The organism is Herbiconiux sp. FW305-C-125, assembly GCF_058783455.1.
Genome location: NZ_JBYSYO010000001.1, coordinates 72,248 through 98,572, shown reverse-complemented (window position 1 = coordinate 98,572; position 26,325 = coordinate 72,248). Strand labels below are relative to the sequence as shown.

The window sequence follows — 26,325 nt, the reverse complement described above, 5'->3', positions numbered from 1 at the left end:
CGGATTCTACCTTCGGAGCGGTTCCCGCCCCGGCATACGCAGTTGGAGGCGGTGACCGTTGTACTGTTCGCTCGGGGAAGCGTCAGTCGACTTGGACATCTACGACGGTGCGGCAGCTTCGCGACGTTCCGGCTCAGTTGGACAATTCGGATAGACGGGTGGCGCGCCCGAGTTCACGCGGGTCCGGTGAGAACGACCTCCAGCGAGTGGGCTTCGAGCGTGATGGTGCCGAAATCACCCTCGAGGTGGAACGTCGTTCCCATCCGGTCGAAGTTGTCGAAGTGTCCCCAATCGTTCGCCCCCGAGGCATCCGTCGCCGGCGCCGCTCCCATGCCTCGCCAGACCACGGATGTGACACCCGAGAATCGGATCGTGCCCCGCCGGAAATACGCGTACTCAGCCTCGCGGGGTGGGCGCCGCTCGGGATGTTCTGTGGCAAATGCGAGGTCAACCTCGAACTCGACGAGGCCCGGGCGCACCTGAATTCCTGCCACCCAACTCTCCTCTAGAACAAAGTGCTCAAGGGCGGGCAAGCTCATGTAGTTCGACACAGCGTGAGCGTATCGGTCGTTGAAGCAGCAGTGCTCTCGGCGTCGGGCACACTCGTGCCACGATTCTCAGATGCACGATGAACTGAGGCTATCGGGGATCCACAAATCGACTGTCATCGTGTCCGCCAACAGTGCTCGAGTATTCACGTCGTATCCCACCGCGACCCCGGATTGCGCAGGTATCCGTGACTGAGCAGGCGATGTCCGGCAGAAGGGCCCTGCGACTGTCAGTCGATCACGGCCAGAAGTGGCCGCTCAACGACAACATGCTCGCCGGGCCGAGCATCCCCTGGGACGAGATCATCACGGCCGATCTGAAGACGCGACTCCTCGATTGGGCGACGTTCTTCCGCACCCATGCCAACGAGGAGATCGGTCTTTTCGGGTCCGAAGAGCGACGCCGCTGGTTCGGTGACCGGTTCGATTTCACGATCGACCTCTGGTTCTGACCCTCCCCGCGCTGAGGGCGACCTGACCTCACCTGCGCCGGTCCATGGGTGTCGCCTTTCCGAATCCCCTTCCGGTCGAAGGGCGAGCGTGGCCACCTCCACCCGGCCGACGCCGATCGGATGGCACCTCGTTGCTGTCGACTTCGACGCCCTGTGTGACATGCTGCATTCGTCGAACCATTGGAGGACGGGCGTCGAGTGAGCGCCACAGAGCACGAGCTGGTGCCCTGTGGGTTGTGATCGTCGCAGCGTTTCTTGGTGTCGCCGGCATTCTTGCTGTCGCCACTTTGGGTCCACCTGTAGACCAAGCGACGTCTGAGATCCCGACGTCGAGCTCGACGCCATCGTGGCCGATCGTGACCCAAATCGCGGCCACATCCACGACTGCGCCGACCGCTGAAGAAAGCCAGGCTGTAGTTGACGGCTACATGAGTGCGCTGGGTCACAAGGGAGGCGTGGGTGGCTATTACCCCGACCAGGATGATCGTGTTCGAGTACTACGGCACTGACCAGGCTGAAGATGACGTCCTGAAAGACCTGGCCAGCGGGTTTGCCGTGGAAGTTCGATTCTGGGGAGACAGGCCGGGACCTCAGAGCTGATTCGATGAGGCAGCTCGACCCGTCGCACTGCGATCGACTTGGCTGAGGCGGCGATTCCCTCGGAGCGAAGTTACCTCCGCCGCGTGCGATCCATAATGGGCGACGTGAGGGCAAAGTCCACCTCGTCACGGGAGATGCAGTATTGACTGGCGCGAGCAAGGAAGAGAAGGCTCTTGCGACGCGTGCGCTTCGCGATGCGGGACGAAAGTACCTGAGCGGTCTTGGGGTTCAACAACAGGGCCGAAGCTCTCGCTACTGGTTGCTGGATCGCGGCTGGTGGATCTTCAACATCGGGTTCGAGTCTCCGACCCACCGCCTTGGCTCGTATCTCAATGTCGGCTTGCAGCACCTTTGGGACGATCATCGAACCGGTCAATACGTTCAGTACTCGTCTCGCCTCGAAATTCCGGGTTACGGCTCGCAGGTTTCGTTAGTCGGCAGCGACGCCGAGGTGAATGCGCAGGCCGAGGCGCTGGGGAAGGGTGCACGAGACCGAGTCGCTGAGTGGTTGAAGCAGTTTCCGAATGACAAGGCTCACCTCACGTGGCTGTCAAAACAGAAGCAAACACCGGCCTACCGAGAGGATGCGGCGATCGCACTCGGCATGCTCGGTAAGCACAAGAGGGCCGGGGCACTCCTCAAGAACGATGCGGAAGCCATGGACCTCCGCTGGGACGGGAAGGGGTTCTGGCATGAGCATAAAAATCGAATGCTTGCGCTCGCTGCACTGGCTTCTCGCCCCGCGTCGTTCGACGACGAAGTGGCTCGTCGTATCGCGCACAAGCGAAGCGAGTTAAAGCTTGATGGCATCGGCGTCGATACCTGGCCGCAGATCCGTCGACTGGACGGGCGGAGACCACTGCCCAAGCAGCTGAGTAAGTTCACGTGACGCCAGCGATTCTTCCTATGCAAGGATCGATCCATGACTCGCGCGGCGTTCCCGTTCACGCCGAGAAGCGCCACGGATCTCAAGGTCGGCGACCTGATAGCAGTTCCGCCTTCATCGGGTCACTGGACGTGTTTGCAGGTACTGGAACTGAAGCCCCGCGTCAGGAGCCATTTCGTCATCGGACTGCTTCCCTGGTGCGGAGATCATGTTCCTCAACCAGACGACGTGACAGGTCTGGCCCCACCCGAAAGGGCGCTCTCGAGAATCGAGCTCTTCACAGACGGAAATCTTCAGGTGTTAGGTAACGCTGACCTGAATGACGACGGTCAGGAGGAGTGGTACGGGCCCGCCTACGTCGGTAAGAGAACACAGGTCTGGGGATGGATGGCGACGATTCGTCGCGCCCACGCGTATTGCACCCACGGCGTGTGAAGGCCGCCCGCGGCCGTCGCGCAGGTGACTCTCGCGGTCCGCAGATTGAAATGGCATTGGGGCGTCGTGATCTAATTTCCGCGTGCAAGAACGCAGAGTGGTGAGGGCTGACTCGCCGGCTCGGACTGAGCTGGAGGCGGAGGGCTGGGTCGTTATCGCCCGATCGTGGGGTGCCGGCCTTGTCGTCAATCATCAGAAACTTGCCCGTTTGCACAAGCTCGTTGATCGGGCACGGCCTCTCGTCCAGGTGAGAGAACTCGATTCGGCTGACGTGGATGCGGTGCTGACTCTCGACCGCGAGACTGCCGACGATTATCCGGGCGATATCGCGACATCCCATGAGGCACTGACGCCCGGCACAGCGACACTGTCAGCCGCCCATCGCGGTTGGGGCGGCTTTACACCGCAGGGCCACCTGGTCGCGATGACGTTCGCGGACATAGCTCAGGACGTCGTAGAGACGCATTTCACTGTCGTCCGTCGAGATTGGCGCGGCCGTGGCCTCGGTGCCGCGGTGAAGGCCGCGTCAGTACTCGCTCTCGCCGGCGACGGTCATACGACCTTCCGCACCGGTGGCTCGGCAGATAACCCGGCGAGTATCGCGGCCAACCAATCCGTCGGATACCAGCTGGACGAGGAATGGCTGACCCTCATCCATCGACCTCATCGCGCCTAAGCCAATTCCTGTGGCGGTGCACGAACAATCGTCAGGGTCTCGCTGCAAGCAACTGGGCCACACGAGAATGAGCATCGATCCACGCCGAAAAATCGCCGTCGAGGTGAGCGGCGATGCTGAGAACATCGGCGTACCGGCCGGCGATGTCGAAAGACCAGATGCGGTGATGATGACCGATGCGGTTGCGGAACGTTCGTAGTCGCGACACGGGGTCGTGAATGGTCGCCTGGCTCCTGTTGGGACTGTTCGGGAACGCGGCGACCAGGTCGGGCCATAAGAACGACTGCCGCTTCGAGACCATCTGATGCCAAAATCCAAACGGCAGCCCGGAGATGATCTGGCCCGCGCTGACGGGCATTCCATTCCGACGCACCCGTCCGATCGCTGTCGCCACATCGAGGTACGGCTGCTTGTGGCGAGGTGGCCAGTTCGCGTCGCGCCCGAGCTCGAAGGCGGCGTCGAAGATCCAACGTCCAGAGCGCCCCTCTCGGGCATGGATGAGGGTCATCTGTCGGTCGATCGCGTTGCGGCGGCCGACCTCGAGAAAGCTCAGCGATTCCCAGAGTGCGGCTGACAGAGCGGCGTTCCACTCGTAAAGACGCATGGCGGCAGCCTTGTCATCGCAACACTCCGCCAGGTAGTGCTGGAGCCGCGCGGCGGAGAAATGTCGTTCGTAGAATGACCAAGGCGTAGTGTTGACCATCATCCATTTCTCTGCCTAAGTTGCTTTCGAACACCCCGGATCCGTCCCTATAGTCCTCCTCGGAGGGCCGATCACACGGCCGGGGTTTTGCTTTGCGCCTGTGCCGTATGCGAGTGCTCGTGTCTAGCGATTCGTGGGCTCGTTGTCGGTCGGTGATCTCCGCTCGGACTCAGCCAGCCTCCTCGTCCCCGTCGTGTTCGAGGCATCGCACCGCCATTCCGGCGGCCAGACGGGATGCGCCGAAGGCCGGCAGCACGGCAGATAGGAAGAGCACATCTCGGCGCGGTTCTGTTGGCTGTAGCGACGCCGGTCGATCGCCATCGGAAACCGGGACACTTACTCCTCAGACGTACGATGGGCAGGGTGATCGTCGTCACACCCTGGGGGGCGATTCTTGACCATCGTGCGCGCCGGCGAACTCCCGAAAGTTGCAGCGAACATCCGCGCCCAAGTTGCTGACCGCCGCCTTGGCCCGGCCCGCCCCCGCGAGTGGATGGCGTCGAGCCGCTCAATTCCGGCGGATACGGTGACTGGACGAATGCGAGCGCCGGCCATTGCTCGTACGCGGAGGCGAGGGGAGGGCGAAGTGCGCGTGCATAACGCCTTCGACTCCGGCCAGCGCTAGTGTTCGTTCATGGATAGCAACGAGGCGGACGTGGAACTGACGTCTCGCGTCTTCACATTCACCGTTCCGTGGGAGTTCGCCGCGGCCTCTGCAGGTGCCATCATCAGGGTCACTGTCGGGCACCCCGCAGTGATCGCCGTGGTCACTGGCCTTGCACTCTTGTCGGTCGGTTTCGGAGTCTTTGAAGTCGGTCCGATCGGCAACGGTTGGTGGCTAGTGGCGGGTTTCGTCGTCCTCGTGTACCTGTGTGTGTGGCGCACTTCATATACCCGCCTGGTGCGTTCCATCCGGTCGGCCTTGCCGGTGGGATCGACGCTCGCTACGCGGTTCGGCCCCACCCACTTTTGGTTCCAGTCGCCGGCTGGCGCTGGCACCGTACGTTATGACACCTATTGGCGAATGCGGGTCAAGAACGGGGTCCTGATCCTGTTTGCTCGCCGTGGTTTTGCGACTCCCTACTTTCCGGTCCAATTGTTTCCCGGGGATTGGATCGCGTTCGCTTCGGACCGACTTGCACCGAAACGTTGAGTGGCTGACTCAAGGGCCGCGGATTTTCCGCTCGAGCTTGACGGGGTCCACCGCCCACACGTTTTGGGGTCTACTCGACGACCGTCGCCCCCGATAACGTCGAGAGACGCGCCACCACGGATGCGTTCAAGATCTCGAGTGTGGGGGATTAGGTGACCACTCCAGCAGGCTGGTACGACGACGGCAACGGCAGGCAGCGGTGGTGGGACGGAGCGGCGTGGACAGAGCATTTCGCTGACACGACGGCGCAGAGCTCGCAGGCCGCTACGTCGGAACCGGTGCCCGCGGTAAAGTCAGCTGCCGTCGCGCCCGGCTACTACCCCGACGCGAGTGGGCACGTCCGTTGGTGGGATGGTACGAACTGGTTCCAAGACGACGGGCCGGGCGCATCCGCTACCGCCCGCGCCGAGAAGCGGACTCAGAAGGACGAAGTCCGGGCTGAACGGCAGGCCACGCGCGACGTGGCTCGAGTCGAAAGAGACATCGCGAAGCATGTGCGGGAGCGCGCAGAGCTCGAAGCCCAGATCGCCGCACTCCGCCAGGATTACATCGACATGCAAGCGGCAGTGTCGCTGCAGGAGTTCGGGATCTTCGACTATGAGCATCCGGCCCAGTCGTCAGCGATCCTCGCGACCGAGCTCGAAGCCTTGCGAACGCGGATCAAGCTGATGGTCACGTCGAAGTCGGCCACGCTGGCAACGAACAACTTCACCTTCAACAACTCGGCCGCGCAGGGACGCAAATTCGTCGGCAACATGTCGACGATCCTGCTTCGCGCTTACAACGCCGAAGCAGAGAACTGCGTGAAGACGATGAGGGCGGGCAACCTGCCCACCGCACAGGCTCGTCTCTCGAAGGTTGCGGAGCAGATCGCGCGCCAGGGCTCCATGATTCAGCTCAGCATCAATCCGGAGTATCACCGACTTCGGCTCTACGAACTCGAACTGGCTGCCCGCCACTTGCAGGTGCTCCAGGCGGAGAAGGAAGCCGAGCGCGCTCGGCGGGAAGAGATCCGAGAGCAGAAGAAGGCCGAGCAAGAGCTTCGTGCCGAGAAGGAACGCCTCGCGAAGGAGCGACAGCAGTATCTGAACGCAATCTCCGCGTTGGAGGCCAACGGCGACACTGCAGGCGTTGAGCGGATGCTGGCGAGCCTCGCCGATGTCGATCGGGCGATCGAGGACGTCGACTACCGGGCCGCGAACATCCGCGCCGGCCACGTCTACGTCATCTCGAATCGCGGGGCGTTCGGCCCTCAGATGGTGAAGATCGGGATGACTCGACGTTTGGTTCCGGAGGAGCGTGTCACCGAACTCGGGGATGCGTCCGTGCCGTTCAGGTTCGATATCCACGCGCTGTTCTTCGCACACGACGCGGTGAGCGTGGAGGCGATGCTGCATCAGACGTTCGCCGATCGGAGAGTAAACCGCGTCAACCTACGACGGGAGTTCTTCTACGTGACGCCGGAGGAGGTTCTCGCAGTGTTGAAGCTGAAGAACGTGACGGAGGTCGTGAGCTACTCCGTCGAGGCGCCGGCCGAGGAATTCACGATGAGCCGCAGTGGAGCAACCGTTTAGTTGTGGCGCGGCTCGCCAGTGGGGAGAATCGTCTCGACGCGAGATGATTGAGGCATTGCCGGAGTCCAGAACCTGAGGAGGTCATGATGGCACCCAAGAAGTTTGTCAATATCGACCGACTCAACAAGACAGTCGTGCGATCAACGATGACGACCATGAAGATCGAGGGTCGGGCACCGTCGCGAGAGCCGGTTGTCCGTGCTGGGCGCAACACTGACGTCGTCACTCGCCTGAAGTCGCACTCCGTGCCGCGCTAGCTTGGTTGAGTCCGGTACCCCGTACAGCGACACACCCGTATCCGTCGAGGATGCGGGTGATTTCGTCGAGGGCGTCTCGTTCGACAGCAAGGCGGCCGTGTACATCGCGGAGGCGCAAGCGTTGGCTGATGCGCGCGCAGACCTCTACGCCGCGATCAGCGAGGGTCTTCTCCCAAGCAGCGTTCGTCAAGCACTCGGCTGACTCTCCACGGTGTCGTGGTCTCAAGGATGCAGAAATGGCGGCGCCAGAACCGCTCTGATCGAGGCTTCTGCTCTCTGGGCCGTCTCCCGATATGAAGGCGCTCCATTCGTGATCAACGCTGCTGCGACGGCGGTTGCGTACGGCGTCGGTGGAGACCGCGTGGTCGCCTTGGCGTCGCTCTACGGAGACACCGACTCAAGAGACTTCCTGGAGTTTCTGACCAGCGCGATCGCGGAGTTGGGCTATCCCATCACTGCGTCTAGCGAGCTCTCAATCGCGTTGAGAGAAGCGGCCCTTTCCGCCATGTGTCGGCGTTTCCTTACGGGTGCGGTTACCGGACCGAAACTGGCTCGTCGGGCGGTTCGCGCCTTCGGTTACGGGGCCGACGGCATAGCCGGCGAACTCGCGTATCTGGAGGACGGCTACGAGATCTATGGCGACTCCGATGAAGTCGCGATCCTCGTGCGCGAAATCGCGCCAGCTCGCGTCCTGACGGTCGGCGGATGACGCGTGCTTGGGGAGTCGCCTGCATTACTAAGGGGACAGGGGTCCGCTCGAGTCACGTGGCCGGTCTGCTGCGCTCATGCAAGGCAAAAAGGGCCAGTGATCGAGCGGAATACCCCTCCAGCCCGCGCGCAGATGCGTTGCGCCTAATAGAAGTCGGGCCCGTAGGTGTCTCTGACCCACAGTTCGTCGGCGCAGTCCTCGGAACAGGCGCGGTGGTTGTAGATCATCTCCCCGCGGGGCACCCGGATGCCGCAGTGCCGGCACCGCCGGAGCCGATTGCTGAACCGCTCGTGCACGTTCATCGTGGCACCGCCCCGACGTACTTGCGCAGGGCCGCGCAGACCACTGCATTGATGTCCTCGCCTCGTGCCGCGGCAATAAGACGAGCCGTCCGTTCGAGCTGGTCGGGAACCCCGACGATCAGCTCCATTTTGTTGGCTGTCATGGGTCAATCTTATGATGTGTTCGAACACGAATCAATGAAACGCGATAAATAGTCACATAAATCGTGGCAGACTGAGTTGTGCCTAAGACACCCATTCATGGATTCAGGATCCCTGCCGAACTGTACGCGGCTGCGTCGGTCAAAGCGGAAGGTGAGGGGCGCACGGTATCAGAGGTGGTGCGCGAAGCATTGGAACGATATGTCACCCAGAGCGTAGAGTCGCGCTCCACCCCCCGTAGCTGAACTCCTCGAGCAGGTGGCTTCTGTCCTGGGGTGCCCGCCGCGGTGGGCTGCAGCGTGTTTGATGTAACTCGCCGCCGTGCGCTGCTCGAGCCTTGTGAGTGTTAAGGGGCGCGTAAGTGGCAAGTTTGGCTGGATCATGTCTTGCGTTGGACTCGCAATGCGCCTGGTTTCGACCGAATTGCGAGCTGCAAGAGTGGAAATCGATCGTTTCGAATCACGCTATTCTGACCGTGTGTATGTCGCTACGGCTGTCGAAGACGGAGCCTGGTCTACAGGTGACTGGCTATCCTTCTGGCAGTTGGTAGGCACCGTTCTCGGCCTTGGAATTGCAGCCATACCGTTGTGGAAGACGGCCAACGCGGTGCAGCAGACCAAGCTGCTCGTGCAGCAAACGAAAGATCTTCTGTCGAAGCGGCTTCTGGTGAATGATTTACTGCTCCTACTGCCGCAATTACACAACTTAGAAGACGACTTGTACGACGCGGCGAAGGGCGAGGACGCCGATGTTCTTGAGAGGGCACTCGTCTCTTATGCTCGCCATGCTGGAGCTATTCAAGGTCACCTCGGAACTAACGAGTCGACCAAAGATGAGAAACTGGTCGCATTGATAAAGGCCAGCCGTACTGCTGCTCGGTCCGCGAAGATTGAGATCGCGGGTGGCTCTCAGCGTGGGCTTTTCGTTATCGCCAAAGGGACGTTGGACAAAGTGTCAAAGGCTACAGACGAGGCAACGGAACTGATTGCCCGACTCCAGAATGAGGTGGATTGATTCCATGACTGCATTTGATCTTGATGAAGTCGCCGAAATAGTGGATGGCCTGGTCAACTCGACCACGGCGGGAAAGCTCCAGTGGAGCCCATACCAGGATGCTGGAGAGCTGCAGGCGAGCACGTCGCGATTTACCTTCTACATCAAAGCCAGAGACGACGACGACGCTCCTCCGTGGCAGTTTCAGATCTATTCCAGAGGTGAGCGCTCAGGCCTGCTTGTCGAGATCGTGACCACTCGCGATGAGCCTGTCCTAGTTGCCAAAATCGGAACTCTCTTCTCGACAGCCAAGCTCTCTGTCCACGGAATCGCATCCCTAAAGAATGAAGTTCTCGACGATCTTAGTTCGATCTAGTACTCGGAGGGCGCTGCTCTCTGTTACGAGAGTGTGCAATGTGTCGCAACTGATGTGACGCCTATTGCCTCCGGGCAGTCGTGTTGCCGCTTGACCTGAGGCTAGTGCCCTAAAGCGCCAAAGGCGGTGTGTTTAGGCTGCGCGCACCAGCAGCCTGGCATACTTAGGTAATGCTTACCTATGCTGCGAGCTCCGAGACTGTGCGCGACGAGCGACCCTCGTACCGGCCTTACCGCGCCACCGTGGCGCGGATCGTGCAGGTGAGCCCCAGCTTCGAACGGGTCACGTTCACGGGCGACGAGTTCGCGACGTTCGGCAGCGCCGGGCTCGACCAGCGCATCAAGGTCGTGCTCCCGCACGCCGACGGCGGGTACGGAGAGTGCGGATGGTTCGCCCCCGAAGTGCTCGCCGCCGGCACCTGGTATCAGCGGTGGCGCGAACTCGACGAGACCGAGCGCAACCCGTTCCGCACCTACACCGTGCGCGCCATCCGGCAGGCCGAACGGGAGCTCGACGTCGACTTCGTCGTGCACGACGAGGGGCACGACGTGCCCGCGGGGCCGGCCGCCGCGTGGCTGGCCGGCGCCAAAGAGGGCGACGAGATCATCATCGTGGGCCCCGACGACCTCAGCCTCGACTACCAACAGGGGCTCGACTGGCGACCCGGCGACGCCATCGACTACCTGCTCGCCGGCGACGAGACCGCCGCGCCCGCCATCTGCAGCATCCTCGAATCGCTCCCGCACGGTACCCGGGCGCACGCGTTCATTGAAGTCCCGCACCCGAGCGACGCGCAGGTGATCGACACGGATGCCGACGTGTCCGTCACGTGGTTGGCTCGCGCATCCGGGTGCCCCGATCTGCAAGACGCCGTTCGTGAATGGGTCGAGGAGCACCGCGACCGGATCGCACCGGCGCTCGCCGCCGAAGAACAGGAGCTCGCCGACATCGACGTCGACGTGGAGATGCTGTGGGATTCGCCGGAGCCCGACACCGAGCATCCGTCGGCCAACTTCTACGCGTGGCTCGCGGGAGAGTCCGCCTGCATCAAGGCGATGCGGCGGCTGCTCGTCACCGAGGTGGGCGTCGACCGGCACCGCGTGGCCTTCATGGGGTATTGGCGGCGCGGCAAGGCCGAAGCACAGTGACGCGGGCCGCTCCGGCGACGGTAGCGGCACCCGCGGCAGGTCACCTCGCGCGGCGCCGGGTCGCGCGCATCCTCGGCCTCGTCGGGCTGCTCATCGGAGTGCTCGCCGCCGTGGGCGCCAGCCTCTTTCTCGGGTCGCGCGCCATCGACCTCGGGGCCGTCGTGGATGCGCTCACCGGGCAGGGCGGCAACACCACCGAGCAGATGGTCGTGCTCGACCTCCGCGTCCCGCGCACCGTCATCGGGCTCGTCGCTGGCGCCGCACTCGGACTCGCCGGGGCGCTCATGCAGGGGCTGACGCGCAATCCGCTTGCCGACCCCGGACTCCTCGGCGTCAACTCCGGCGCCTCGCTCGCCGTGGTCGTCGCCATCGGCGTGTTCGGCGTGGGCGCACCGAGTGGATACATCTGGTTCGCCTTCGTGGGCGCCGCGCTCGCCGCTGTGCTCGTCTACGCCGTCGCATCCGGGCGCGGCGGGCCGACACCGATGGGGCTGACGCTCGCCGGGGCCGCCGTCACCGCCGTGCTCACCAGCGTCATCACCCTCGTGCTGCTGCGCGACCTCGACACCCTCGGGCAGTACCGGTTCTGGTCGGTGGGCTCGCTCGTCGCCCGCGACGTGTCGACCGTGGCGCCGCTCGCGCCGTTCCTCGTGGTGGGGGCCGTGCTCGCGCTGCTGCTCGGTCGGAGCCTCAACGGGCTCGCGCTCGGCGACGACGTCGCGCGCGGACTCGGACAGCGCGTGGGGGTGACGCGCGTGGTCGCGGGGGTGGCGATCATCCTGCTGTGCGGGTCTGCCACTTCGCTCGCCGGGCCGCTCGTGTTCGTGGGGCTCGTCGTGGCGCACGTCGCCCGACGGCTCGTGGGGGCCGACTACCGGTGGATTCTCGCCTACTCCATTCCCCTCGGCGCGATCCTGCTCGTGCTCGCCGACACCGTGGGGCGGCTCATCGCCCAGCCCGCGGAGCTCGAGGCGGGGATCGTGGTGGCGATCATCGGGGCGCCGGTGCTGATCGTGCTGGTGCGACGGGATCGGGCGGTGGTGCGGTGAGCGGGGGAGTGACCATCGGCGTTCGGGTCGACGGCGGGCGGATGCGCATGCTCGGCGCAGTAGGCCAGGTCCGGCGCTCGAGGGCAGTTTGCGTGCGCGGTGGCGACCGGATGCGAGTGGTCGACTCTCCGGCGATCCGTGTGCGCGAGGTGGCGCGGTGAGTGGGGAAGCGACGGCAGCCGCGGTGAACGACGTGCAAGACGACGTGCGGATGCTCGCTGCCGTGCGCCGCGCATCCGGGCGCCGCGTGCTCGTCGTGAGCGGCGTTCTCGTCGCCGTGCTCGTGGTGCTGTGCGTGCTCGCGCTCATGCTCGGCGACCGCGTCGTCGCGCCCGGTGACGTCGTCGCCGCCGTGTTCGGGCAGGGGAAGGGCGGCGACGTCTTCGTCGTGCAAGGACTGCGCCTGCCGCGACTCACCCTCGCCCTCCTCGTGGGCGCCTGCTTCGGACTGGCCGGGGCCGTCTTCCAGAGCCTTCTCCGCAATCCGCTCGCGAGCCCCGACATCATCGGCATCTCGCAAGGGGCCAGCGCGGCCGCGGTCGGCGCCATCCTGCTGCTCGGGTGGAGCGGGATCGCCGTCTCGTTCGCCGCGTTCGGTGGCGCGCTCCTTGCCGCCGCGCTCATCACCGTGCTCGCCGGCGGCTTCACCGGACGAGCACGCGCCGGCGCCGGGTCGCGGTTCGTGCTGATCGGCATCGCCCTCGCGTTTCTCGCCCAAGCCGCCATCGGGTACATGCTCACCCGCGCCGACGTGCGCGAAGCCCAGACCGCGCTCGTGTGGATGGTCGGGAGCATCGGCACGGTCAAGCCCGCCGAGATCGTGGTGACGGCGGTGGGGGCGCTCGTGCTCGCTGTGACGCTCGCCGTTCTCGCTCCACGACTCCGGATGCTCGCCCTCGGCGACGAGACTGCCACCGGACTCGGCGTGCGCGTCACTCCGGCGCGCCTGCTTCTGCTCGTCGTAGGGGTGGGGTTCGCAGCGGTCGCGACTGCTGCTGCGGGGCCGGTCGCGTTCGTGGCGTTCGTGTCGGCGCCGATCGCGCGGCGGTTGCTCGGCGGCAAGGGGCCGGCGCTCGTGACGAGTGCGCTCGTGGGGGCTGTCGTCGTGACGGGGGCGGATATCGTCGCGCAGCACGCTTTTCCGGGGTTCCAGGCACCGGTTGGGATCGTGACGGGACTCATCGGCGCGCCCGTGCTACTTCTCCTGCTCGCGCGGGGAAATCGATCGAGAGGGATGCCGTGATGGGTGCGTACGAGGCAGTAGTCGCGGTTGGTGCTCGTATTTCGGGAGGAGGAGAGGCGAAGCCAGGTCGAAATAGGGGGAGGTTGTGCTGTGCTCCTCCCCAAAACCGCGCGGTGCGCAAGCTCGCACTCACGGAAGCTTCTCGAGGCGCTGGCGGGGGGAGGGCGGTTGCCGTTCCATCCGCGACAAGCGGCGCGTGCGGTGTGCCAGCGGCTCCGGGCTGGCCGCGCGCATCCGCGACGCCAGCTGGCGGGAGAGAGGGAGGGATCGAATGAGCGCGCACGAACTGCGGGCCTCGGGGCTCGCGCTGGGGTACGAGGGGCGGCGCGTCGTCGACGGGCTCGACCTTGTGGTACCCGACGGGCGGGTGACCGTCATCGTCGGGCCCAATGCGTGCGGCAAGTCGACACTGCTGCGGGCGCTCGCACGACTGCTGCGACCGGAAGCCGGCGTCGCCAGCCTCGACGGCACGGATGTGCACAAATACCCGAGCAAGCAGCTCGCGACCGTGCTCGGGCTGCTTCCGCAGCAGCCGATCGCGCCCGAGGGCATCACCGTCGCCGACCTCGTGGGGCGCGGGCGGTTTCCAAGACAGGGGCTGTTTCGGCAATGGACGGCGAAAGACGACGAAGCCGTCGCCCACGCCCTGCGCTCGACCGGCACCGAAGACCTCGCGGCACGACCCGTCGACGAGCTCTCCGGCGGCCAGCGCCAACGCGTCTGGATCGCCATGGCCCTCGCGCAGGAGACCGAGATCCTGCTGCTCGACGAACCGACCACCTTCCTCGACGTCACCCACCAGATCGAGGTGCTCGACCTGCTGCAAGAGCTCAACCAGACCCGCGCCACCACGGTCGTGATGGTGCTGCACGACCTCAACCTCGCCGCGCGCTACGCCGAGCACCTCGTCGTGATGTCGGCGGGCCGCATCGTCGCCGAGGGCGCGCCCAGCGAGGTCATCTCGTCAGAACTCGTGAAAGAAGCCTTCGGGCTCGAGTCGCTCGTCATCGACGATCCCGTCAGCGGGTCGCCGATGGTGGTGCCCATGGGGCGGTTCCACGGGCGCGGCTGAGCGTTCTGCGCTAGGCTCGGTTAGGTAAGGCAATCCTTACCATTTGCGAACCAGTCACAGCAGCCAACCCCAGCAGGAGACATCCGTGCCCCCACGTCTGAAGATCACCGCCCTCGTCGCCACCGCCGCAGCCGCCGCCCTCGTGCTGGCCGGATGCGCGGGGTCGAGCACCGCATCCGACGCCCCCTCGACCGACGCGGCCGACAGCGGCGAAGTAGTCACCATCGAGCACGCGTTCGGCGAGACCACCGTTCCCGCCGACCCGCAGCGCGTCGTGACGCTCGGCTGGGGGAGCGCCGATGCGGCGATCGCGCTCGGGACAATTCCGGTGGCGATCCCCTTCGAGTCGTACGCGGGCGACGAGAACGGGGTGCTGCCCTGGATCGCCGACGCTATCGAGAAGGACGGCGCCGAGCTGCCGACGATCCTCCCCGACTCGCCCGACGAGCCGCCCTACGAGGCCATCGCGGATGCCGACCCCGACGTCATCCTCGCCGTCTACTCCGGCATCACCGAGGAGCAATACGACACGTTGTCGCAGATCGCGCCCGTCGTCGCCTACCCGGGCGAGGCGTGGAGCACGCCGTGGCGCGACGTCATCACGACCGTGGGCAAGGCGCTCGGCAAGTCGTCTGAGGCGTCCGCGCTTCTGGATGACATCGACGGCCAGCTCGCGGATGCTGCCGCCGCGCATCCGGAGTTCAAGGGCAAGTCGATCGCGGCCGTGTGGGACACCGCCGGCACCTTCTACGTCTACAAGAAGGCCGACCCGCGCGTCGAGTTCCTGCTCGACCTCGGCTTCGTGAACGCCCCGGCGGTCGACGAACTGGCGAACGGTGACGCGACCTTCTACTACACGCTGAGCTACGAGCAGCTCGACAAGCTGCAGTCGGACGTGCTGCTGAGCTACTCAAACTCGCAGGACGAAGCGGATGCGTTCCTGGCCGCCCCGCAGACCTCCGTCATTCCCGCCGTCGCGGCCGGGCATGTGGCGCAGGTCGTGGGCACCTCGTACGTGTCGGCGGTGTCGCCGCCTACCGCGCTGTCGCTGCCGTGGGGGCTCGACGAGCTCGTGAACGCGCTGGCCTCGGCGACCGCCGCGAAGTAACCGCAGCTCGCTACGCGCGAGGCAGGGCGTTCGACGCTGCGGCGGTGACATACTCGTCGAATGGTGGAGCGAAGCTTTTCCGACCCGGAATCCATGGTCGGGGCGACTGCCGCTGACGTGGCGGCGATGAAGCCTGAGGGGTGGCTGATGCTCCCGTTCCCCGACGGGCGGCAGGGTTTCCATCTGCTCGACCCGGGGCACCCGGCCGGTGTGTCGGGCAGCATCTCGTTCCATTTCGGCACCCCCGGGTATCGCACGTTCACGGTTCGGCCCTCGCCCGCAGAATTCGTGCTGAACGAAGCGCTCGAGCTGCCTGCATTGGGCACATTGGCCCGGGACTTCGCGAGTGATTCGGAGGGTCGGCTCAGCGCAGCGGACATCGCGGGTCTTGCCGAGACGATCGGCAAGCTCATCCGCTCCCGACTGCTTCGCGTTTGGGAAGACCTGCTGGACGATGAACCGGCGAGGCTCCTCAGGAGGCGAGATGCGGTGATCGCGGTCGCGAGTCAGCTGAACGGTGTGGTCAGTTCCGGGGACGGAAGCGGCGAGCGTGCAGAATCGGTACTCTTCGTCGACGCAACCGAGAAGGGCCGCCGAGTTCTCCGGAAGTCGGATACGGCACCCCGCGGATCCAAATGGCACTGACCGCTGCTCGTGCGCATTGCGCCCCAGGACCCCTGAGTCTCAGAGTGCCTCGCCCACCGACTCGGTGCCCGCATAGAAGAGCTCGATGGCGGCGCCACCCGCCACGGCGGCGAAAGAGGACGGGTCGATCGGCTGCGGTGCGCTGTAGGAGAACTCGTAGACGCCGGTCAGCGGGTCGTAGTGTCCGCCCGCCGACGAGTTCGGGCCGGTCGCTCGCACCACGTCGATCATCGCACCGAGAACGGCGTTGGATTCCTCGAGCGTGGGGCCACGGTGCAGGGCGACTTCGACCTGCAGCGGGGCGCTCTCGAGAAGTGCCCACACCGCATCCGGAACCTCGCCCTGCAGCACGATCTGCGCGTGCGGTGTCTCGTCGTCTCGCCACTCGGCCTGCACCAGGCTCGCGGGGTAGTCGAACGTGAGCGTGGTGTTCAGCTCGCTGAGCTGCTCCATCACGCCGGGTGAATCGGCGCCGACGGTGCGGCGCTCGACGATCGGCGCGGGCGAGGTGGCGGGAATGCTCACGCGTTGAGGCGCGGGCGATGCCGTCGGCGCGGGAACGGCGGAGGAGGGCGCGCTCGCGTCATCGATCGCCGCGCTGCAGCCGGATGCCCCCAGCACACAGGCCGCCGCGATGGCACCGCCCACAACCGCGCTTCGGATTCTGGCGACGCGAAACGTTCCCCGAGTGCTCGTCATGCGTCCATCGTCCCAGATGCCCGCCGGCATGCGCGGATTCCGCCGATCTGCGCGCGATTGGCCCGCGATGTGCCAGAGTCGTGGGAACGAGCGGGGGACGAAGTGACTGACCGAGCAGACGAGGTCGAGGTTGCCGGCGGGGGCGAGGCATCCGCCACTCCGACCGCGCCCGCACCGCGAGACAGCGTGGTGCGGCTGCTCGTCGGGCCCGCGATCATCGTCGTGGTGGTGCTGGGCCTGGCGGCGCTCGCCATGGCGAGCCCCGGCATCTACCTGGTGGCCGTGATCGGCTACGCGCTCGCCTTCATCGCCGTTCCCTATACCGTCATCGCGCTCGTCGTCGCGGTGGTGAAGCACATCCGAACCGCACCGCGCCCACCCGCGCCCGGGCCCACAGAAGAACGCGACCGTGAGGTGCAGAACTTCGGACTGTTCTCGCAGCGCGTCTCGCTCGTTCTGGCAGTCGTGCTGCTGGCCGTGATCATCGCCGCGGGCATCCTGGCGGTGCTGACGCCGCTGGGGGTCGGGATACCGTCTGAATTCTTCGCGGTCGGCGGCTCGGTCGTCGCGGGCGCTGTGTTCATGATCGCGGTCAACGTGCCCCAGCTGTACCGGCGCCGCGTCATCGCGCTGGAGCGTCACGCCGTCGCGACCCGCACCGGTGCGTGGCGGCTGATCGTGCTCAGCTGGATCGTGTCGCCGCTGGTCTGGATCGCCTACGCGGCGACCTCCGCCCTGGCCTACTTCCCCGGCTTGCCCGCCCTCTGATCGACCACCGCCGGGCTCGCGGTGTGCGCCCCGCCCGGCGCGTTCTCTGTGGGTCGACAGGTGTCGATAGAGTGTGACCCGGATGCCCGGAAATGCCGCGGCACGGGCGACGGGCGGGGTGGCAGTGGGGTCGAACACGGACTACGGGTGGGGTGTTCCGGCCGGCAACCGCCGGCGCGAGGACGACCGGTACTTCGGACGCGGACTGGCGTACTCGCTGCTCGTCGTGCCGATCGCGGTACCGGTGTGGCTCATCATCTGGCAGTCGGGCTGGATCTCGAGCATCGTCGCGTTCGGCACGGCCTTCGGCGCGGCGGCACTCTTCCGCTACGGTGCGAAAGGGCGCGTGTCGACCCGGGGCGCGGTGGCGATCTCGGTGGTGTCGTTCGCGACGATCCTGGTGTGCGTCGGCGCATCCGCTCTCTTCGATGCCGGCGCCGCCTATGCGCCGGGCGAACCGATGTTCGGGGGAGTCTCCGAACCCGGGTTCTTCACCTGGTTCTTCGGCAGCTACCTGGCCGACCCGGGCGTCGTGGCAGGGGTGGCGTGGAACGCGGCGCTCAGCCTCTTCCTCGCCTCCCTCGGGGCGTTGCCGACCCTGATCGGGCTGCTCCGCGGGCGCACCGCCGGCGCCCGGTGGGCGACGATGTTGGCGCCGATCGGGGTCGCCGTGACGGCGGTGGCGGTGCTCGGAGTTCTGACCGCGAACGGATACGCGGGCGGGCTCGGTGGGGCCGGCGGCGGTGCCGTGGCGGGTGCGCCGGGCGGGTCGGCTGGGGCCCAAGGGTCGGCGGGAGGCGCATCCGGAGGTCAGCCAGCGGCGACGTTCAGCCCGGCGATCCCCGTGGGCTCGTGCGTGCTCGGTGTGAACGCCTCGGGGGGCGACCAGGAGCTCGCCTCGCCCGATGTGGTCGCCTGCGACCAGGCGCACGACGCCGAAGTGGTGTTCGTGGGTGCGGTCGACACCACGACGACGGGTGCGGACTACCCGGGGTCGGACTGGTTGTCGCAGCAGGCGGCCGAGCAGTGCACGCCCTCGGTCTCCGACTTCCTCGGCGTGCCGTGGGAGCAGTCGGGGTACACGCTGCAGACCGTGTACCCGTCGCAGGCGTCGTGGGACGCAGGGGATCGCGCCGTGTCGTGCTGGCTGCAGAACCCGGCGGCGCAGACCACCGGGTCGCTGCGGGGAGTGGGGGCGGCGGGGGTCGCGAGCTGAGCCGTGCGGGCGGGGTTACGCTGTGACCGTGGCCGCCGATTCCGAACCCGTCGACGTCGAGGCGCTGCTGGCGGCAGCGGCGACGGATGCGACGGTGCGGCCCGCGTTCGTCACCGCACTCCTCGAGAGCACGGTCTTCGTGCCCGGCACGGTGTCGGGGGAGCGCACGGTGAAGCTCGCCAACCTGATCGGGCCCGACGGCCAATCCCGCCAGCCCTTCTACACCTCGGAGGAGCGGCTCAACGAGACGGTGCTCGCCGTCCCGGACATCGACCGTAACTTCATCACCCTCCCGTGCCGCGACTTCTGGGAGATGACCCGCGGTGCGACCCTCGTGCTGAATCCGCATTCCGCGCACGGCAAGGAATTCCTGCCCGGCGAGATCGCGCAGCAGCTCGACGGGGCGGCCACCCTCACCCCGCGCGTGGTTCAGGCCGACACGCGGATCATGGTGGGGCGGCCGGCGCACGTGCCGCCCGGCATGACCGAGGCGCTCACGGCGCTCCTGCGGGAGTACCGCGAGGTCGACGAGGCGCGGCTCGGCTGGAAGGTCACCCCGCAGGAGGATTCGTTCGACGAGAGCTACCTGCTCGTGATCGTGGGCGACCCATCCGTTCGCGACCGGCTCGGCCCGGGGCTCGCGAAGACGCTCGTCGCGTACTCGACCGCGCATCCGGTCGACGTCATGTTCGCCCAGCCGGGGGCCGGCCATGTTCTGGGTGACGTGCCGCCGTTCTACCGGCGACGAAAAAAGGTGTTCCGGCGCGGCTGAGAGCGGGCGTCAGCGGTTCAGCGGGTCCGGTTGAGCGGGTCAGCGGGCGACGATCGCGCCCTGTGAGCGCTGCCCGGCCGTCTTCCGCACGTGCGACTCCACCACCTCGAAGCCGGCCGAGTGCAGCTCGGCGCTGAGGGCGTCGACCGACCACAGGTAGGCCGGCGTCACCGCGTGCGCGTAGCCCTCGACCACGGGCCCCTCGAGAAAGCCGATGAGCAGGCCGCCGCCAGGGCGGAGCACGCGGCGGAACTCGTGCAGGGGCATCCGAATCGCGCTCGGTTCGTGGTGGATGAGGGAGTACCACGCCAGCACCCCGCCGACCGACGCATCCTCGACGTCGAGCGTGTTCAGGCTGCCGAGCGTGAACCGCACGTCCGGGTAGGTGCGGCGGGCCCGGTCGATGAACTCGGGCACCTGGTCGACGCCTCGGGCGTCGCGTCCGCGTTCGGTGAGGTGGTGGGTCCAGTGGCCGGGGCCGCAGCCGGCGTCGATGACGGGGCCGTCGAGAGAGTCGGCCCAGGTCTCGATGAGCTGGCGGTCTGACGGATGCGCGGCGCCCACGTCGCCGAAGAGCGCGCTGTACTCGGCGGCGCGCCGCGAGTAGGCACGGGCGACGTCGTCGGTCATGACCACGAGTCTAGGGACGCCGCCCGTTGTGCGGCGGCGGACGACGCGCCCGTCGCGCACGCGAGCCGGCTACTCCTGCGGTTCTTCCGACTCCGGGCTTGATTCCTTGGCCTTGACGTACCTCATGCGGGCGCTCACGAACTGCGCGACGCCCAGAACCGCCCAGCCGGCGGCAAGCAGCCAGCGCCACGACCACCCGTCTCCGGCCGTGCTGAGAGCGGTGAATCCCGCAATCACCACGAACGCGACCCCGATGACGACCTGCGCCTTCCAGCTCAGCAAACCCCGCATCGACTGACCCCCGTATCTCAGAGAGGACACTACTCTGTTGGCGGCGTGCCCCGCCTACCTGCCGGACACGCGACAGCTCGTGACGTACCCGAACGCGCACCGGCCGTCCCGGTGCCCGTGACAGCGGGCGCCGGTCAGCGACGCCGCTGAGGGTAGACCGTCTCGCGGCGGCGGGAGAGCCGCTCCTCGCGCACGCGGGAGAGGTGCGCGCGGGAGGGCGGCAGCCAGATCGCGACCGCGCCGGCGATGGCGACGGCGGCCGAGATGATGCCCGGGACGTCGGGCAAGAAGACGGCCAAGTAGGTCTGCCAGGCGGCGATGAGGGTGACGACGACCGTGGTCGCTCGACTGCCACGACGGATGAGCCACAGGGGCAACCCGAGGAGCGCGATCCCGATCCCCACGGACGCAACGGTGAGAATGACGGAGAAGACCGCGACTGCGCCGCCACGGTCGGCGAACGACGCCCAGTCGACGCTACGCGCGGAGAGGGCGGCCTGGATGATCAGGAGTCCGATGAGCACCAGCGATGTCAGCCGGGCGATCGTGATGCCGAGCGGTGTGATCGGGGTCATCGCCGTCTCGCTTCGGGGGTCCCTGGCGTTCCGCCGTCATCGGCGGGGCGCTGAATCGTGTAGCGCCGCTCGATGCCGGCCGTCGCCCGGGCCCACGCGCTCGCCACGGTGCGCGCCTGGTGCGCAGCGAACGCCGTCTCGTCGCGGAAGCGCTCGTCGACGCGCCACACCATCGGGTCGGCGGTGGGGGCGACGTCGAAGGCGAGGCATCCGGGTTCCGCACGCGTCAGAGCGACGTGCTCGGCGAGGTGCTGCTCAATGGTCGCGGCTTCGCGGTCGCCCGCGCAGACGAGCAGGCCGCTGAGACGCACGTCACTCATCCGCTCAGGATAGGGCTACGACGCATCGCCCCGCCGTGAGGTCGGGTGCGCCGGCGCGTGGGAGGATGCTCGAATGACCTCGCCGCAGACGCTCAGCGACGCCGACCGGAAGATCGTGGCCGGGTGGGCCGCCGACTGCGCCGAGCGGGTGCTGGCGCTGTTCGAGCAGGAGGCACGGGATGACGGGCGGCCCCGCGAAGCCATCGCTCGCGCCCGCGCCTACGGGCGTGGGGAGCTCACGGCGGCCGGCGAGATCCGGCGCAGGCTTGAGGCTGGGCGTGCCGCGTCCGTCGTCACGTCGCCCGCCGCGGTGGCTGCCGCCCGGGCTGCCGCGCAGGCCTCCGGGGTCGCTCACATGGGGGCGCACGCGCTCGGGGCCGCGGCCTACGCGGCCCGGGCCGCGGGGCTGGCGGCGCCGGCCGACGAGCGGTCGGCCGCGGTCACGGCCGAGATCGAGTGGCAGGTGTCGCGGCTCAGTGGGCCGGCGCGAAAAGCCCTCGGGCAGCTGCCTCCGGTCGGCTCGCACTCCGCGGGTCCGCTCGGTGCGGGACTGCTGGCGTCGGGGGAGTTGGGCGCGATCATCCGCCGCCTCCAGGATGCGGTGGGCAGCACCGCCGCGGAATAGGCTCGCGCGGCCGGCCCATGCTCGCGCCGCCGGCCCGGATTCAGGCGCCCGGCGTCGCATCCGTCGGCCGCGATGCGCTCCAGCGACCACCGGGCAGGCGGAAGAAGAAGCCGAGTCCGATCCGCTTCGCCACGGCCTCCACGCCGACGCAGACGCAGAGCGTGACCGCGAGCAGAAGCCACGGGTACGCCACCATGAGCGCCGGGCGGTCGCGGATCGCCTCCGCCGCCTCGGGGTACCGCAGGAACACGTCGTTGGCCACGATGAACACGAACGGGTGGATGAGGAAGATCGCGAGCGTGTGCCGCCCCAGGTAGCGGATCGGCGCGGCGAGCCGGGCTGCGCCCACCCGCACCGCGACCTGGATGCCGAGCACCACACCCACCACCCCGGCGACCAGGAAGATGCCGTAGTCGATCGAGGTCAGCAGGTACAGCGCCGTCAGCCCCGCATACGCCGCAGCCGTCGCGACCGTCGGCCCGAGCTTCGAATGAGCGACGACCCAGTCGACGAGCTCCGGCGCGCGGGCCGCGACGGCGTAGAAGACGAACGAGCGCAGAAGGTGCTGGGGGAGACCGTCGAAGAACGTCGTCCCGACGATCGACACCACGACCCCCGCGACACCGACCACGACGAGCGGCACCGACCGCGTCAGCCGGGTCACCACGAAGAACGCGAGCAGCGCGTAGAGGTACCACAACGCCGTCTGCGGCCACACGAGGTTCTCGGCGATGAACCGCAGTGGCTCGACCGGGCCGCCCCGGCCGAGTGCTTCGCGGGCGAGGTCGAACGCGGTGTTGACGAGCACCCAGAGCAGGTACAGGTACGCGAGCGTCCACACCCGGCCGCGGCTGACGGATGCCCAGGGCCGCCAGATCGCGCCCGCCGCCAGGTAGCCCGACACCAGGAAGAAGAGCGGCATCCGAACGGGGAGCGACGCATCTACCACCGCGTTCAAGGCATCGGAGCCCGCCGAACCGTAGAAGAAATAGATGTAGTGGAGGATGAACAGGTGCAGCAGCACGACGAGGACGATGCTGCAGCCTCGAGCGAAGTCGGGCCAGGCGAGCCTGGTGTTCTGCGCGAGTTCGATGATGGCCACTCTCTGTTCCGTCGGCTTCAAGCCTAAGTGCGACTCCCAGACCGTCCGAAATGTCTCATCTGGTCAGGTGCAGTCGCGCTCTTTTGTATCTGCTGGCATAATGTTGTCTCAGACCACTTGGTAAGCGGTTTCCGCAATCGCCGCGGCCGCCCGGCGCATGAGCACGATGAAGTGAGGACCCAGATGACCATCGCAACCGTCGACCCCACCACCGGCGAGACCCTCCGCGAGTTCGCCCCGCACACCCCGGCCGAGATCGAGCAGCGCATCGCCGCCGCCCACGCCGCCTACGGCGAGCTCGCCGGCACCACCTTCGCGCAGCGGGCCGAGTGGATGCGCGCGGCCGCCGACATCCTGGAGGCCGAGGTCGACCAGGTGGCCGGCCTCATCACCACCGAGATGGGCAAGACCCTCGGCCAGGCCCGCTACGAGACCCTCAAGTCGGCCACCGGCATGCGCTTCTTCGCCGACAACGCCGAACGCTACCTCACGCCTGAGCACCCCGTGGAGCCGAGCGCGGTGAACGCCTCGGCGCTCAGCGTGCGGTACGACCCGATCGGGGTGGTGCTCGCGGTCATGCCCTGGAACTACCCGCTGTGGCAGTGCATCCGCTTCGCCGCGCCCGCGCTCATGGCGGGCAACACCGGGCTGCTCAAGCACGCGTCGAACGTGCCGCAGAGCGCGCTGTACCTCGGCGAGCTGTTCGCGCGCGGCGGGTTCCCGGCCGGGGCCTTCCAGACGCTGCTCATCGAGGGCGGGGCCGTGACGGCGCTGCTCGACGACCGGCGCATCCGGGCCGCCACCCTCACCGGGTCGGTCGCCGCCGGCGCCGCCGTCGCCGAAGCCGCGGGGCGCAACGTGAAGAAGACCGTGCTCGAGCTCGGCGGAACGGACGTGTTCATCGTGCTGCCCTCCGCCGACGTGGCGCGGGCCGCGACCTTCGGCGTGAACGCGCGCGTGCAGAACTCGGGGCAGTCGTGCATCGCCGCGAAGCGGTACTACGTGCACACCGACGTCTACGACGAGTTCGCCGCCGCGTTCGTCGACGGGATGGCCGCCACGGTCGCCGGCGACCCCCGCGACGAGGCCACGACCTTCGGCCCGCTCGCCACCGCGCGCGGGCGCGCCGACGTGCAGTCGCTCGTCGACGATGCCGTGGCCAAGGGCGCGACCGTGCTGACGGGCGGCTCCGTGCCGGAGGGCCCCGGCTGGTTCTACCCCGCCACCGTGCTCACGGATGTGACGCCCGAGATGCGCATCTTCCGCGAGGAGTGCTTCGGGCCGGTCGCCTGCCTGTACCGGGTGTCCTCAGTCGATGAGGCCGTCTCCGCCGCCAACGACTCCGACTTCGGCCTGTCGTCGAGCGTCTGGACCACGGATGCCGCGGAGGTCGAGCGCCTCAGCCGGGAACTCGACTTCGGTGGTGTGTTCGTGAACGGGCTCACTGCATCCTTCCCCGCGGTGCCATTCGGCGGGGTGAAGGACTCGGGGTACGGGCGCGAGCTGTCGGCGCTGGGCATCCGCGAGTTCACGAACGCGAAGACGGTCTGGCAGGCGTGAGCGAGGGCGTGCTATCGTCAGGGCGATCGTGATCGATGGCTGGAGGTGAGACCCATGAACGCAGTATCCGTAATGGGTGCTCCCTCGCCGTGCACGATCGCGCGCGACTGACCTAGTCGCGGGGAGCGCCGCACAGGCACATCGCGAAAGGCGACTCCCATGAACACCTCCTCTTCTCACACGCGCGACCGGGCCCTGGTGCTGGGTGGCGGCGGATCGGCCGGCAACGCCTGGCTGATCGGCGTCATCGCCGGGCTCGCCGATGCCGGCCTCGACGTGACCCGCGCCGAACTCGTGATCGGCACCTCGGCGGGGGCGACCGCTGCGGCGCAGATCGCCGGCGCCAGCCCCGCCCGGCTGTATGACGACATCCTCACCGCCCCGGTTCCGCCCGCGCGGCCCATGGCGGTGAACGGGTCGCGCGGGTTCGTCGGCTCGGCCGACGACCAGCTGCGGCGGATGACCGAGATCATCGCTGCATCCACCGACCTCGCCGACATGCGGCGGCGGCAGGGTTCCGCAGCGCTGGCGAAGGATGTGACGTCCGACGGGTCGGAACACGAGCGGTGGCGCGCGACCATCGCCGCGCGGCTGCCCGCCCAGGAGTGGCCGGAACGGCCCGACATCCGTCTCACCGCGGTGGATGCGCACACCGGCTCGCCGCTCGAATTCGATCGGCACAGCGGAGTCACCTTGGCGGAGGCCGTGGCCGCGAGCTGCGCGGGCGGATTCGCGTTCCGGATCGCCGACGGACCCTCGGCCGGACGGTACATCGACGGCGGCTACCGGCGATCGAGCGAGAACGCCGACCTCGCGGCCGGGGCGCGGCGGGTGCTCGTGCTCTCGCCGCTCGGCGGGCGCACGCTGCTGCCGGCGTCGTGGGGTGCGGAGCTCGCGGTGCAGGTTGACGAGCTGCGGGCCGGCGGCAGCGCTGTCGAGACCGTGCTGCCGGATGCGGCGTCGCTCGAGGCGTTCGGCGGGAACATGATGAACCTCGCCGCCCGCCTGGCCTCCGCCCGAGCCGGCTTCGCCCAGGGCCGCGCTCTGGCACCGGCCCTCGAGCCCTTCTGGCGCTGACGCGCGCTCCCCGTCGCCCGCCGCTCGCGAGGTGACGCAAAGTGGGCGCTGGCTCCGCCCTAGGTCCTACTTTGCGTCACCTCGCAGGGCTCAGTGGAGGAGCAGCATGAGGGAGAACTGCCCGATCGTGGCTGCGGCCGTGAGCACGGAGTGCCGGATGTGCTCGTTGCGCCGGCGCGCCACCACGGCGAGGGCCGTGCGCGCGAGCAGCCACCCGGCGAGCACGACAGCCGGACTCGTCACGAGCTCGAACAGGTTCGTGGGCGCGGCCATGTGGTGTGCGGCCACGGCGAGCGGATGCGCGACAGCCGCCGCGGCCGCGAGGGTGCCGAGGTTGAGGGCCGCCATCGCCCAGAGGTCCGTGATCGCCTCGCGCGCCCACACCTCGGTGCGGGCCGAACGCCCGAGTGCGATCGCTCCGGCGAGAAGACCCACCACCGCGGGGAGTGCTGCGCCCGGAATCACGAGGGCCGCCGCCATCCCGACCACCATCACCCCGTGTGCTCCCCATTCTCGCCACCGACGGGTCATCCGAACGTCCACGACTCGGCGCGTGGGACGCAGAATGACTTCTCGAGAGGGGAGCGCCCGCGGCCGGAGCGGAAGCGAGGTCATCGGCA

At 67.3% G+C, this 26,325-nt stretch carries 32 protein-coding genes; 22 read left to right on the top strand and 10 right to left on the bottom strand.

Annotated features, from left to right (window positions below; translation table 11 throughout):
• Window positions 1–173: 173 nt before the first annotated feature.
• A complete protein-coding gene (locus AC3WLB_RS00515) occupies window positions 174–551 on the bottom strand; it encodes a hypothetical protein (RefSeq protein ID WP_148287688.1) in 378 nt (125 codons plus the stop codon).
• Window positions 552–751: 200 nt separating this feature from the next.
• Here AC3WLB_RS00515 and AC3WLB_RS00510 point away from each other — a divergent pair, with 200 nt between their 5' ends.
• From AC3WLB_RS00510 to AC3WLB_RS00495, 4 genes are all read left to right on the top strand, one after another.
• Entirely contained in the window at window positions 752–1,000 is a 249-nt protein-coding gene (locus AC3WLB_RS00510; RefSeq protein ID WP_492502420.1) for a hypothetical protein, read from the top strand.
• A 742-nt stretch (window positions 1,001–1,742) separates the two neighbouring features.
• On the top strand, window positions 1,743–2,489 hold the full coding sequence (locus tag AC3WLB_RS00505) for a hypothetical protein (RefSeq protein WP_492502419.1): 747 nt from the start codon (window positions 1,743–1,745) through the stop codon (window positions 2,487–2,489).
• A gap of 33 nt (window positions 2,490–2,522) precedes the next feature.
• On the top strand, window positions 2,523–2,921 hold the full coding sequence (locus AC3WLB_RS00500) for a hypothetical protein (RefSeq protein WP_492502418.1): 399 nt from the start codon (window positions 2,523–2,525) through the stop codon (window positions 2,919–2,921).
• A gap of 82 nt (window positions 2,922–3,003) precedes the next feature.
• Window positions 3,004–3,597 carry an acetyltransferase gene (locus tag AC3WLB_RS00495; protein ID WP_492502417.1) on the top strand — a complete coding sequence of 198 codons (594 nt, stop codon included), beginning with the start codon at window positions 3,004–3,006 and terminating at the stop codon, window positions 3,595–3,597.
• A gap of 31 nt (window positions 3,598–3,628) precedes the next feature.
• Here the strand turns inward: AC3WLB_RS00495 and AC3WLB_RS00490 are convergent, their stop codons facing one another.
• Window positions 3,629–4,300: a hypothetical protein gene (locus AC3WLB_RS00490; RefSeq protein WP_492502416.1), complete on the bottom strand. Its 672-nt coding sequence runs from the start codon at window positions 4,298–4,300 to the stop codon at window positions 3,629–3,631.
• Window positions 4,301–4,934: 634 nt separating this feature from the next.
• On the opposite strand from AC3WLB_RS00490, the gene AC3WLB_RS00485 reads away from it, so the two are divergent.
• The 3 genes from AC3WLB_RS00485 (at window position 4,935) to AC3WLB_RS00475 (ending at window position 7,993) form a co-directional block, all read left to right on the top strand.
• Window positions 4,935–5,453 (top strand): hypothetical protein, encoded by a 519-nt coding sequence (locus AC3WLB_RS00485; protein WP_492502415.1) that lies wholly within the window; start codon window positions 4,935–4,937, stop codon window positions 5,451–5,453.
• Window positions 5,454–5,605: 152 nt separating this feature from the next.
• Window positions 5,606–7,027: an SNIPE associated domain-containing protein gene (locus tag AC3WLB_RS00480; RefSeq protein ID WP_492502414.1), complete on the top strand. Its 1,422-nt coding sequence runs from the start codon at window positions 5,606–5,608 to the stop codon at window positions 7,025–7,027.
• A gap of 567 nt (window positions 7,028–7,594) precedes the next feature.
• Window positions 7,595–7,993, top strand: coding sequence for a hypothetical protein (locus tag AC3WLB_RS00475; protein WP_492502413.1), 399 nt, complete (start codon window positions 7,595–7,597; stop codon window positions 7,991–7,993).
• Window positions 7,994–8,291: 298 nt separating this feature from the next.
• On the opposite strand, the gene AC3WLB_RS00470 is transcribed toward AC3WLB_RS00475, so the two are convergent.
• A complete protein-coding gene (locus AC3WLB_RS00470; RefSeq protein ID WP_492502412.1) occupies window positions 8,292–8,438 on the bottom strand; it encodes a hypothetical protein in 147 nt (48 codons plus the stop codon).
• A 78-nt stretch (window positions 8,439–8,516) separates the two neighbouring features.
• On the opposite strand from AC3WLB_RS00470, the gene AC3WLB_RS00465 reads away from it, so the two are divergent.
• The 9 genes from AC3WLB_RS00465 (at window position 8,517) to AC3WLB_RS00425 (ending at window position 16,070) form a co-directional block, all read left to right on the top strand.
• Window positions 8,517–8,681, top strand: a complete 165-nt coding sequence (locus tag AC3WLB_RS00465; RefSeq protein WP_492502411.1) for a ribbon-helix-helix domain-containing protein — start codon at window positions 8,517–8,519, stop codon at window positions 8,679–8,681.
• A gap of 193 nt (window positions 8,682–8,874) precedes the next feature.
• The gene (locus tag AC3WLB_RS00460; protein ID WP_492502410.1) at window positions 8,875–9,450 is read left to right on the top strand and encodes a hypothetical protein; all 576 of its coding nucleotides are present in this window, start codon (window positions 8,875–8,877) and stop codon (window positions 9,448–9,450) included.
• A gap of 4 nt (window positions 9,451–9,454) precedes the next feature.
• Entirely contained in the window at window positions 9,455–9,805 is a 351-nt protein-coding gene (locus AC3WLB_RS00455) for a hypothetical protein (protein ID WP_492502409.1), read from the top strand.
• 170 nt (window positions 9,806–9,975) lie between these two features.
• The gene (locus AC3WLB_RS00450) at window positions 9,976–10,953 is read left to right on the top strand and encodes a siderophore-interacting protein (protein WP_492502408.1); all 978 of its coding nucleotides are present in this window, start codon (window positions 9,976–9,978) and stop codon (window positions 10,951–10,953) included.
• Entirely contained in the window at window positions 10,950–12,002 is a 1,053-nt protein-coding gene (locus tag AC3WLB_RS00445) for a FecCD family ABC transporter permease (RefSeq protein ID WP_492502407.1), read from the top strand. Before AC3WLB_RS00450 ends, AC3WLB_RS00445 begins: the two co-directional genes overlap by 4 nt.
• A gap of 157 nt (window positions 12,003–12,159) precedes the next feature.
• Entirely contained in the window at window positions 12,160–13,245 is a 1,086-nt protein-coding gene (locus AC3WLB_RS00440) for a FecCD family ABC transporter permease (protein WP_492502406.1), read from the top strand.
• A gap of 271 nt (window positions 13,246–13,516) precedes the next feature.
• Window positions 13,517–14,317, top strand: a complete 801-nt coding sequence (locus AC3WLB_RS00435) for an ABC transporter ATP-binding protein (RefSeq protein ID WP_492502405.1) — start codon at window positions 13,517–13,519, stop codon at window positions 14,315–14,317.
• Between the two features lie 85 nt (window positions 14,318–14,402).
• Window positions 14,403–15,425: an iron-siderophore ABC transporter substrate-binding protein gene (locus tag AC3WLB_RS00430; RefSeq protein WP_492502404.1), complete on the top strand. Its 1,023-nt coding sequence runs from the start codon at window positions 14,403–14,405 to the stop codon at window positions 15,423–15,425.
• A gap of 60 nt (window positions 15,426–15,485) precedes the next feature.
• Complete coding sequence (locus AC3WLB_RS00425; protein ID WP_492502403.1) at window positions 15,486–16,070, top strand: hypothetical protein; 585 nt, start codon at window positions 15,486–15,488, stop codon at window positions 16,068–16,070.
• Window positions 16,071–16,109: 39 nt separating this feature from the next.
• Here the strand turns inward: AC3WLB_RS00425 and AC3WLB_RS00420 are convergent, their stop codons facing one another.
• Window positions 16,110–16,595 carry a hypothetical protein gene (locus AC3WLB_RS00420; RefSeq protein ID WP_492502402.1) on the bottom strand — a complete coding sequence of 162 codons (486 nt, stop codon included), beginning with the start codon at window positions 16,593–16,595 and terminating at the stop codon, window positions 16,110–16,112.
• Window positions 16,596–16,871: 276 nt separating this feature from the next.
• Between AC3WLB_RS00420 and AC3WLB_RS00415 the strand changes: the two genes are divergently transcribed.
• The 3 genes from AC3WLB_RS00415 to AC3WLB_RS00405 all read left to right on the top strand — a co-directional run bounded on the left by AC3WLB_RS00415 (window position 16,872) and on the right by AC3WLB_RS00405 (window position 19,525).
• Window positions 16,872–17,537: a hypothetical protein gene (locus AC3WLB_RS00415; protein ID WP_492502401.1), complete on the top strand. Its 666-nt coding sequence runs from the start codon at window positions 16,872–16,874 to the stop codon at window positions 17,535–17,537.
• Between the two features lie 82 nt (window positions 17,538–17,619).
• Window positions 17,620–18,753, top strand: coding sequence for a septum formation family protein (locus AC3WLB_RS00410; RefSeq protein WP_492502400.1), 1,134 nt, complete (start codon window positions 17,620–17,622; stop codon window positions 18,751–18,753).
• 28 nt (window positions 18,754–18,781) lie between these two features.
• Window positions 18,782–19,525 carry an enhanced serine sensitivity protein SseB C-terminal domain-containing protein gene (locus AC3WLB_RS00405; RefSeq protein ID WP_492502399.1) on the top strand — a complete coding sequence of 248 codons (744 nt, stop codon included), beginning with the start codon at window positions 18,782–18,784 and terminating at the stop codon, window positions 19,523–19,525.
• Window positions 19,526–19,564: 39 nt separating this feature from the next.
• Here AC3WLB_RS00405 and AC3WLB_RS00400 read toward each other — a convergent pair whose 3' ends face one another.
• From AC3WLB_RS00400 to AC3WLB_RS00385, 4 genes are all read right to left on the bottom strand, one after another.
• A complete protein-coding gene (locus tag AC3WLB_RS00400) occupies window positions 19,565–20,155 on the bottom strand; it encodes a class I SAM-dependent methyltransferase (RefSeq protein ID WP_492502398.1) in 591 nt (196 codons plus the stop codon).
• Between the two features lie 69 nt (window positions 20,156–20,224).
• Window positions 20,225–20,446 (bottom strand): hypothetical protein, encoded by a 222-nt coding sequence (locus AC3WLB_RS00395; protein WP_492502397.1) that lies wholly within the window; start codon window positions 20,444–20,446, stop codon window positions 20,225–20,227.
• Between the two features lie 134 nt (window positions 20,447–20,580).
• Complete coding sequence (locus tag AC3WLB_RS00390) at window positions 20,581–21,021, bottom strand: hypothetical protein (protein WP_492502396.1); 441 nt, start codon at window positions 21,019–21,021, stop codon at window positions 20,581–20,583.
• Entirely contained in the window at window positions 21,018–21,341 is a 324-nt protein-coding gene (locus AC3WLB_RS00385) for a putative quinol monooxygenase (protein WP_492502395.1), read from the bottom strand. The genes AC3WLB_RS00390 and AC3WLB_RS00385 overlap by 4 nt, the downstream gene beginning before the upstream one ends.
• Before the next feature lie 73 nt (window positions 21,342–21,414).
• Here AC3WLB_RS00385 and AC3WLB_RS00380 point away from each other — a divergent pair, with 73 nt between their 5' ends.
• Window positions 21,415–21,966: a putative immunity protein gene (locus AC3WLB_RS00380; RefSeq protein WP_492502394.1), complete on the top strand. Its 552-nt coding sequence runs from the start codon at window positions 21,415–21,417 to the stop codon at window positions 21,964–21,966.
• Window positions 21,967–22,006: 40 nt separating this feature from the next.
• Here the strand turns inward: AC3WLB_RS00380 and AC3WLB_RS00375 are convergent, their stop codons facing one another.
• Complete coding sequence (locus AC3WLB_RS00375) at window positions 22,007–23,068, bottom strand: acyltransferase family protein (protein ID WP_492502393.1); 1,062 nt, start codon at window positions 23,066–23,068, stop codon at window positions 22,007–22,009.
• 183 nt (window positions 23,069–23,251) lie between these two features.
• On the opposite strand from AC3WLB_RS00375, the gene aldh reads away from it, so the two are divergent.
• Window positions 23,252–24,628, top strand: coding sequence for an aldehyde dehydrogenase AldH (aldh, locus tag AC3WLB_RS00370; protein WP_492502392.1), 1,377 nt, complete (start codon window positions 23,252–23,254; stop codon window positions 24,626–24,628).
• Window positions 24,629–24,787: 159 nt separating this feature from the next.
• Entirely contained in the window at window positions 24,788–25,705 is a 918-nt protein-coding gene (locus AC3WLB_RS00365) for a patatin-like phospholipase family protein (RefSeq protein WP_492502391.1), read from the top strand.
• Window positions 25,706–25,795: 90 nt separating this feature from the next.
• On the opposite strand, the gene AC3WLB_RS00360 is transcribed toward AC3WLB_RS00365, so the two are convergent.
• Complete coding sequence (locus AC3WLB_RS00360) at window positions 25,796–26,236, bottom strand: hypothetical protein (protein WP_492502390.1); 441 nt, start codon at window positions 26,234–26,236, stop codon at window positions 25,796–25,798.
• Window positions 26,237–26,325: the final 89 nt, after the last annotated feature.

Bases quoted from the DNA above. Each gene is read 5' to 3' on its own strand.
- AC3WLB_RS00470 (WP_492502412.1), bottom strand. From the start codon at position 8,438: ATGACAGCCAACAAAATGGAGCTGATCGTCGGGGTTCCCGACCAGCTC.
- AC3WLB_RS00390 (WP_492502396.1), bottom strand. From the start codon at position 21,021: ATGACCCCGATCACACCGCTCGGCATCACGATCGCCCGGCTGACATCG.
- aldh (WP_492502392.1), top strand. From the start codon at position 23,252: ATGACCATCGCAACCGTCGACCCCACCACCGGCGAGACCCTCCGCGAG.
- AC3WLB_RS00395 (WP_492502397.1), bottom strand. From the start codon at position 20,446: ATGCGGGGTTTGCTGAGCTGGAAGGCGCAGGTCGTCATCGGGGTCGCG.
- AC3WLB_RS00435 (WP_492502405.1), top strand. From the start codon at position 13,517: ATGAGCGCGCACGAACTGCGGGCCTCGGGGCTCGCGCTGGGGTACGAG.
- AC3WLB_RS00365 (WP_492502391.1), top strand. From the start codon at position 24,788: ATGAACACCTCCTCTTCTCACACGCGCGACCGGGCCCTGGTGCTGGGT.
- AC3WLB_RS00400 (WP_492502398.1), bottom strand. From the start codon at position 20,155: ATGACCGACGACGTCGCCCGTGCCTACTCGCGGCGCGCCGCCGAGTAC.
- AC3WLB_RS00500 (WP_492502418.1), top strand. From the start codon at position 2,523: ATGACTCGCGCGGCGTTCCCGTTCACGCCGAGAAGCGCCACGGATCTC.
- AC3WLB_RS00425 (WP_492502403.1), top strand. From the start codon at position 15,486: ATGGTGGAGCGAAGCTTTTCCGACCCGGAATCCATGGTCGGGGCGACT.
- AC3WLB_RS00485 (WP_492502415.1), top strand. From the start codon at position 4,935: ATGGATAGCAACGAGGCGGACGTGGAACTGACGTCTCGCGTCTTCACA.
- AC3WLB_RS00490 (WP_492502416.1), bottom strand. From the start codon at position 4,300: ATGGTCAACACTACGCCTTGGTCATTCTACGAACGACATTTCTCCGCC.
- AC3WLB_RS00385 (WP_492502395.1), bottom strand. From the start codon at position 21,341: ATGAGTGACGTGCGTCTCAGCGGCCTGCTCGTCTGCGCGGGCGACCGC.
- AC3WLB_RS00380 (WP_492502394.1), top strand. From the start codon at position 21,415: ATGACCTCGCCGCAGACGCTCAGCGACGCCGACCGGAAGATCGTGGCC.
- AC3WLB_RS00455 (WP_492502409.1), top strand. From the start codon at position 9,455: ATGACTGCATTTGATCTTGATGAAGTCGCCGAAATAGTGGATGGCCTG.
- AC3WLB_RS00360 (WP_492502390.1), bottom strand. From the start codon at position 26,236: ATGACCCGTCGGTGGCGAGAATGGGGAGCACACGGGGTGATGGTGGTC.
- AC3WLB_RS00450 (WP_492502408.1), top strand. From the start codon at position 9,976: ATGCTTACCTATGCTGCGAGCTCCGAGACTGTGCGCGACGAGCGACCC.
- AC3WLB_RS00410 (WP_492502400.1), top strand. From the start codon at position 17,620: ATGCCCGGAAATGCCGCGGCACGGGCGACGGGCGGGGTGGCAGTGGGG.
- AC3WLB_RS00510 (WP_492502420.1), top strand. From the start codon at position 752: ATGTCCGGCAGAAGGGCCCTGCGACTGTCAGTCGATCACGGCCAGAAG.